The 7,570-nt window shown below is 71.1% G+C and carries 8 protein-coding genes; all 8 read left to right on the forward strand.

Features of this window, described 5'->3' with window-relative positions; all coding sequences use genetic code 11:
* Positions 1-129: 129 nt before the first annotated feature.
* On the forward strand, positions 130-948 hold the full coding sequence (locus tag AC2VNT_RS13890; RefSeq protein WP_486947415.1) for a maleylpyruvate isomerase family mycothiol-dependent enzyme: 819 nt from the start codon (positions 130-132) through the stop codon (positions 946-948).
* Between the two features lie 66 nt (positions 949-1,014).
* Positions 1,015-1,647: a sensor domain-containing protein gene (locus AC2VNT_RS13895; RefSeq protein WP_486947422.1), complete on the forward strand. Its 633-nt coding sequence runs from the start codon at positions 1,015-1,017 to the stop codon at positions 1,645-1,647.
* Positions 1,648-1,659: 12 nt separating this feature from the next.
* Entirely contained in the window at positions 1,660-2,979 is a 1,320-nt protein-coding gene (gene egtA / locus AC2VNT_RS13900; protein WP_486947416.1) for an ergothioneine biosynthesis glutamate--cysteine ligase EgtA, read from the forward strand.
* The gene (gene egtB, locus AC2VNT_RS13905) at positions 2,976-4,286 is read left to right on the forward strand and encodes an ergothioneine biosynthesis protein EgtB (RefSeq protein WP_486947417.1); all 1,311 of its coding nucleotides are present in this window, start codon (positions 2,976-2,978) and stop codon (positions 4,284-4,286) included. The genes egtA and egtB overlap by 4 nt, the downstream gene beginning before the upstream one ends.
* Positions 4,286-4,978, forward strand: a complete 693-nt coding sequence (gene egtC, locus AC2VNT_RS13910; protein WP_486947418.1) for an ergothioneine biosynthesis protein EgtC — start codon at positions 4,286-4,288, stop codon at positions 4,976-4,978. Before egtB ends, egtC begins: the two co-directional genes overlap by 1 nt.
* Positions 4,975-5,940, forward strand: coding sequence for an L-histidine N(alpha)-methyltransferase (egtD, locus tag AC2VNT_RS13915; protein WP_486947419.1), 966 nt, complete (start codon positions 4,975-4,977; stop codon positions 5,938-5,940). The genes egtC and egtD overlap by 4 nt, the downstream gene beginning before the upstream one ends.
* A gap of 65 nt (positions 5,941-6,005) precedes the next feature.
* On the forward strand, positions 6,006-6,155 hold the full coding sequence (locus AC2VNT_RS13920) for a hypothetical protein (protein ID WP_486947420.1): 150 nt from the start codon (positions 6,006-6,008) through the stop codon (positions 6,153-6,155).
* A 500-nt stretch (positions 6,156-6,655) separates the two neighbouring features.
* Positions 6,656-7,570: FGGY family carbohydrate kinase (locus tag AC2VNT_RS13925; protein WP_486947421.1), on the forward strand; the 915-nt coding region annotated here is incomplete at its 3' end.

Below are 7,570 nucleotides of genomic sequence, written 5' to 3' on the forward strand. Positions count from 1 at the left end.
GGGGCCGGCGATGCCGGAGGACGCGCACCCCGGACCGGGTGAGGCCCCGGCGGCGGTCGCGCCCGGCCGGTAACGCGACACCGCCGCGACCTCCCCGGCCGCGGCCCACCCGTGTGTAGCGTGGTCCGGATGACGGAGGGGAGCCCGGCCGAGCTGTCCGGGACTGGCGCGGCGAGCCGCCCTGCCCGGCTGCGATCCGCCGCCGACGCGGCCGCGGCCTACCGACTGGTCCACCACCGCATCGACGCGCTGCTGCGCGGCCGCGGCGACGCGGCCGAATACACGGTGCCGGCCTGCCCGGCCTGGACGGTGCGGCAGCTGGCCGGCCACCTGGCCGGTACCGCTCAGGACGTGGTATCGCTCAACCTGGAGGGGGCGGGTACCGACGCGTGGACGCAGGCGCAGGTCGACCGGATCGCCGGCGACCCCCTCGACGACCTGCTGGATCGGTGGGGGCAGCTGATCGAACCGGTGACGCAGCGGCTGGCGCTCGCCCCGGACCTGGTCGCGGCTCAACTGGTCTTCGACGTGCTCACCCACGAGCACGACCTCCGCGGCGCACTGGGCGATCCCGGTTCGCGCACCGCCGACCCAGCCTTCGCGGTCGCCGTCGGATTTCTGACGACCAGCTACGACCAGGCCATCCGAGCGTGTGGTCTGCCCGCACTGCGGCTGACCACGCCGACGACCGGGCCGGTGCAGCTGGGCGATCCGGCCGGCGCCGCGGGTGGGATATCCCTGGTCACCTCGGATTTCGATCTCCTACGCGCCCTCGGCGGCCGGCGCAGCGTCCGGCAGCTGCTGGCGCTGCCCTGGACGGCCGATCGTGAGGGCGGCGTAGCCGGGCGAAACGGGTCGGACGGAGGGGCCCCGGCCGATCCCACGAAACTGCTCACGGCGCTCGACAACGCACCGGTCCGCCCTCCCGACGACGATCTCGTCGAGTGATCCGACGACCGGCCTGGCATGATCGAGCAGATGCGAGCCACCACTTCGGCGCTGCCCGCGGTCGCGATGGTCGCCGCCGCCGGGTTGGGGCTGACCGAGTGGGTCGGCCTGCCGACCGCGTCGGCCAAGCCGTCGGAGCCGGGCGTGGTCTCCTACGCGGTGCTCTCCAAGGGGTCGATCGGGAACATCGTCGGGGCGCCGATGGGTGTGGAGACGGTGGTTCGCGATCCCTACCAGGCGTACTGGGTGGACCTTCCGGTCTGCAACAACTGGGCCGACATCGGGCTGCCGGAGGTCTACAACGACCCCGACCTCGCATCGTTCAACAGCGCGGTCGCGCAGACCTCGCCGACCGCCCAGAACCACCTGGTCAAACAGGCGGTCGGGGTGTTCGCCACCAACGCCGCCGCCGACCGGGCGTTCCACCGCGTCACCGACCGGACGGTTGGATGCTCCGGGCAGACCACGGCGATGCACCTGGACAACGGGATCACCCAGGTGTGGAGCTTCACCGGCGGGCCGGCCAGCGGCACCGACGCCGCGTGGGCCAAGCAGGAGGCCGACACCGACCGGCGGTGCTTCACCCAGACCCGGCTGCGGGAGAACGTGCTGCTGCAGGCCAAGGTGTGCCAATCCGGAAACGGCGGACCGGCGGTGAACGTGCTGGCCGGAGCGATGCAGAACACTCTCGGTCAATAACCGGGGGCCGACATGGCGAAGGGGCTACGCGTGCTGTCGCAGGCGTCACCAGGCGGTGGGCCCCGCGCCCGCTGCCCCGGCGTCGAGACCGCCGACGCAGAGTCGGCGGCGTCGGCTGAAGCCCGCATCGTCGGAGACTGCCTCGGTGACGGCCCGGTGGGCCGGGTCGGTCTGGAGGTCGAGGCGCACTGCTACGACCCGGCCGACGTCTGTCGTCGCCCCGGCTGGGACGAGATCGGCGACGTGCTGCGGGCGCTGCCAGTGCTGCCCGGTGGGAGCGTGGTCACCGTCGAACCGGGTGGAGCGGTAGAGCTGTCCGGCCCACCGCTGGCCGGCGTCGGGGCCGCGATCGCCGCGATGGCCCGCGATCGGGCGGTGCTGCAGTCCGCCTTCGTCCACGCCGGGCTGGGCCTGCTGATGCTCGGCGCCGATCCGCTTCGGCCGGTCCGGCGGGTCAACCCGGGCGCCCGGTACCGGGCTATGGAGCGGTTCTTCGCCGCCACCGGCACCGGCGAGGCGGGTGCGGCGATGATGACATCGACGGCATCGATTCAGGTCAACCTGGACGCCGGGCCCCGAGACGGGTGGGCCGCGCGGGTGCGGCTGGCCCACGCCCTGGGTCCGACGATGGTCGCGATCGCCGCCGACTCGCCGATGCTCGGCGGGCACCGGTCGGGGTGGAAGTCGACCCGGCAACGGGTGTGGAGCCGGCTGGACTCGGCACGCTGCGGCCCCATCCTCGGCGACCCCGCCGGCGCCGACCCGGCCGCCGAATGGGCGCACTACGCCCTGAACGCGCCGGTGATGTTGGTGCACACCGACGACGACGCGGTCGCGCTCACCCGGTACGTGCCGTTCGCCGACTGGGCCGACGGCCGGGTGCTGCTCGGTGGCCGCCGTCCGACCGTCGCCGACCTCGACTACCACCTGACCACGCTGTTCCCGCCGGTGCGGCCGCGGGGCTGGCTGGAGATCCGCTACCTGGACAGCGTCGACGACGGGCTGTGGCCGGCGGTGGTGTTCACCCTGGTCACCCTGCTCGACGATCCGGGCGCCGCCGACCTGGCCGCCGAGGCGGTCGCGCCGGTGGCCGTCGCCTGGGACGACGCCGCCCGGGCAGGTCTCTGCGATGGGCGCATCCGCGCCGCCGCCGTCCGGTGTGTGCGGATCGCCGCCGAGCGGCTGCCGGCGGACCTCGGGCTGACCGAGTCGATGAGTCGGTTGGTGGAGTCGGTCGAGCGGGGCCGCTGTCCGGCGGACGACTACGACGACCGGGTGCTCGACCGCGGCCTCCGGTCGACCGTCGCCGGGCTGGCGCGAGGAAAGCCGTGAGCTGGCCGGACGCCCTCGCCGACGACTTGGCCCGGGCGCGGGGCCGCACGCTGGCGCTGGTCGACCTCGACGACGCCGAGCTGCGCCGGCAGTACGACCCGCTGATGAGCCCGCTGGTCTGGGACCTGGCGCACATCGGCCAGCAGGAGGAGCTGTGGCTGCTGCGCGGCGGAGATCCGGCCCGGCCGGGGATGCTGCCACCGGACGTCGACGGGCTCTACGACGCGTTCACCCACCCGCGCGCCGGTCGGGCCGGCTTGCCGCTGCTCCCGCCGGATCAGGCGCGCAGGTACTGCCGGACGGTGCGTTCTCGGGCCCTCGACGAGCTGGACCGGCTGGACCCCGGGTCCGACGGTGTCGACGACGCCTTCGCCTTCGGGATGGTGCTCAGCCACGAGCACCAGCACGACGAGACCATGCTGCAGGCGCTGAACCTGCGCACCGGGGCTCCGCTGCTTCCCGCCGGCGACCCGCTGCCGGCCGGCCGGCCCGGGCTGGCCGGAACCTCGGTGCTGGTGCCAGGCGGCGAGTTCGTCTTGGGCGTGGACGCCGCGTCCGAACCGTTCTCGCTGGACAACGAGCGCCCCGCGCACGTCATCGACGTCCCGGGCTTCCGGATCGGCCGGGTGCCGGTGACCAACGCCGAATGGCGGGAGTTCATCGGTGACGGCGGCTACCGGGAACCGCGCTGGTGGTCGCCGCGCGGCTGGCGGCACCGGGAGCAGGCCGGGTTGACCGCCCCGCAGTTCTGGAGCGCGGACCACACGTCCCGAACCCGGTTCGGCCGGATGGAGGAGATCGCGGCCGATCAACCGGTCCAGCACGTCAGCTACTTCGAGGCCGAGGCGTACGCGGCGTGGGCCGGTGCCCGACTGCCCGCCGAGATCGAGTGGGAGAAGGCCTGTGCCTGGGACCCGGCGGCTGGCGTCCGGCGCCGTTATCCGTGGGGTACGGCCGAGCCGTCCGCCGAGCTGGCCAATCTCGGTGGTGCGGCGCTGCGTCCGGCGCCGGTCGGGGCGTACCCGGCCGGTGCCTCGGCGTACGGGGCCGAACAGCTCCTCGGCGACGTGTGGGAGTGGACCAGCTCGCCGCTGCAGCCATGGCCGGGGTTCGTCCCGATGATCTACCAGCGGTATTCGCAGCCGTTCTTCGGCGGTGACTACCGGGTGCTGCGCGGCGGATCGTGGGCGGTGGCGCCGGCGATCCTGCGGCCCAGCTTCCGCAACTGGGACCATCCCTATCGGCGGCAGATCTTCGCCGGGGTGCGGCTGGCCTGGTCGGTCGACGGCGAACCGGGGCCGGTCTGATGTGCCGGCACCTGGGCTGGCTCGGCAAGCCTCGATCGCTTGCCCAGCTGATGCTCGATCCGCCGCACGGCTTACTGGTGCAGTCCTATGCGCCGCGCCGACAGCAGCACGGCCTGATGAACGCCGACGGTTGGGGCGCGGGGTTTTTCGACGGTGAGACCGTCCGGCGGTGGCGCAGCGCGATGCCGCTGTGGGGTGACGCGTCATTAGCCTCGGTGGCGCCGGTGCTGAGCAGCCACTGCGTAGTGGCCGCGGTCCGCTCGGCCAGTGTCGGCATGCCGATCGAGGCCAGCGCGACCGCCCCGTTCACCGACGGCACCTGGTTGTTGTCACACAACGGCGTCGTCGACCGATGGGTGCTGCCCGCGTCACCGCTCGCCGAATCTTCATGTGACAGCGCTATCCTGGCGGCGCTGATCTTCGGTCAGGGTGCTGGCTCGGTCGGCGACGTGGTGCGCAAGATCGGCACCGCCGATCCGGAGGCGCGACTGAACGTGCTGGCGACAAACGGATCGGTGATGCTGGCGACCACCTGGGGCGACACCCTGTCGATGCTGCGGAGCGGAGACGGGGTGGTGCTGGCCAGCGAACCTTACGACGACGACCCGCGTTGGGTGGACATCCCGGACCGACACCTGGTGCAGGCCACCGCCGAGGAGGTCAGGGTGACCCCGCTGGAGGCGCCGCGGTGACGGTGTCGCTCGCCAACCACCTGGCCGCCGACGCCGCCGTCCGGGCACTCGGCCGTGACGTGCGAGATGGCCTCCGGCAGCAGCCTAAGTCACTGCCGCCCAAGTGGTTCTACGACGACGCCGGCAGCGAGTTATTCGAGCGGATCACCCGGCTGCCGGAGTATTACCCGACCCGGGCCGAGGCGGAAATCCTCGCCGCCCGATCAGCCGAGATCGCGGAGCTCACCGACGCAGACACCCTGGTGGAGCTGGGCAGCGGCACCTCGGAGAAGACCCGGATGCTGCTGGACGCGTTGCGCGCCACTGGTGGGCTGCGCCGGTTCGTCCCGTTCGACGTCGACGCCGGCGTGCTGGCGGCGTCGACGTCGGCGATCCAGCGGGAGTACCCCGGGGTGACCATCGAGGCGGTCTGCGGCGACTTCGAACGGCACCTGGCGGCGATCCCGAGTGGCGGGCGACGGCTGTTCGCCTTCCTGGGCTCCACCATCGGCAACCTGACCACCGCTCCGCGGGCCGGGTTTCTGAGCGCACTGGCCGCGGCGCTGGCGCCGGGGGACAGCCTGCTGCTCGGCACCGATCTGGTCAAAGACCCGGCCCGGCTAGTGGCCGCCTACGACGACCCAGCCGGGGTGACGGCGCGGTTCAACCGCAACGTGCTCGCGGTGGTGAACCGGGAGCTCGGCGCCGACTTCGACCTGGACGCCTTTGCGCATGTGGCGCGGTGGAACGCCGAGGACGAGCGGATGGAGATGTGGCTGCGGGCTGAACACGCCCAGCGGGTGCGGATCGACGCGCTGGGCCTGACCGTCGAGTTCGGCGCCGGCGAGGAGCTGCTCACCGAGGTGTCCTGCAAGTTCCGCCGGGAGAAGGTGGCCGAGGAACTCGCGACCGCCGGGCTGCGGCTGACCCGGTGGTGGACCGATTCGGCCGGCGACTTCGGGGTCTCGCTGGCCGCCAAATAACGGGACCGGGGGTCCCGGCTTCACACAGTGCCTAACTCCAACTTCTGTGGAACGCGTTTCGTCTCGTGAACTTTGTGGTGACTGACATCCAGCCCGCACCCGACAACCTGGCCGGGGCGACTGCGACGAGTGTCGGATCGGCGATGCGCGTGATGGACGCGGTCTGGTACAACGCCAACCGCCGGCGCGGCTTCGTGCCTGGCAACAGTATCTGAGACTGGCCGGCTGTGCCGCTCTAGGATCGGATCACCCGACGAATCGAAATGTACTTCGCGTAATCGGTGGACCCAGCATTCGGGCTCTGACGAAACCCCGAACGTACATTGGCCAGTCGCAAACACCATCTGCTGAAAGTCTTCTGGGGTTGGCGGGACCGCCAGCACCATCGACTGGATCCGTCCGACCGGGCACGGCTACACCACCTACCCGGGTGCTCGGCTGCTCTTCCCCGCGCTGTGTCGACCCACCGGGCAACCACCGGCCACCGCACCACCCGGACGGGTGGAAACCTGCCGCACCCAGATGATGCCCACCCGCACACGCACCCGCGCGCAGAACCGCCGCGCCGCCATCAGAGCCGAACGCGCCCGCAACACCGCGCACGTGGCGGAGCGCAGTCGGCCGCCGCCGCGCTAGCGGTCCAGGTGCGCAATACCGAGGCGTCGTCGTCCCGGTAGGCCATGATGGACGATACACCGAGTGACAGGAGTAGAAGTTGGCCGACTTCATCGCCTCGATCGATCAGGGGACGACCAGCACGCGGTGCATCATCTTCGACCACGACGGCCACGAGGTGGGTAGACACCGGATCGAACACGAGCAGATCCTGCCGCGGGCCGGCTGGGTGGAACACAATCCATTCGAGATCTGGGAGAGCACGGTCGCCTCGTTGGTGTCGGCACTCAACACCACCAAACTGCATGCCGACGATCTGGCGGCCCTGGGCATCGCCAACCAGCGGGAGACCACCCTGGTCTGGAACAAGAACACCGGGCGGCCGTACTGCAACGCGATCGTCTGGCAGGACACCCGCACCGACCACATCGCGGCGGCGTTGGACCGGGACGGACGTGGCGACGTCATCCGACGCAAGGCCGGACTGCCACCGGCAACGTATTTCTCGGGCGGGAAACTGCAGTGGATCCTGGAGAACGTCGACGAGGTGCGCCAGGACGCCGAACGGGGGCACGCGCTTTTCGGAACCAGTGACACCTGGATCTTGTGGAACCTGACCGGCGGACCGAGCGGCGGTGTGCACATCACCGACGTGACCAACGCCAGCCGGACCATGCTGATGGATCTGGAGACCCTCGACTGGGACGACGAACTGCTGTCGTTCTTCTCGATCCCGCGAAAGATGCTGCCGCGCATCGTCGCATCGTCCTCGTCATCCAAACGGCGCCGGCACGCCGTCACCGCCAAATCCGGCCCGCTGCGAGGCGAGGTGCCGATCACCGGCATTTTGGGTGACCAGCAGGCGGCGATGGTCGGGCAGGTCTGTCTGGCCGCGGGCGAGGCCAAGAACACCTACGGCACCGGAAACTTCTTGCTGCTCAACACCGGTGAGAAGATCGTACGTTCAGCACACGCTCTGCTGACTACGGTCTGCTATCGCTTCGGGGCCGCCGCG

The organism is Mycobacterium sp. TH-M15 (assembly GCF_057473705.1).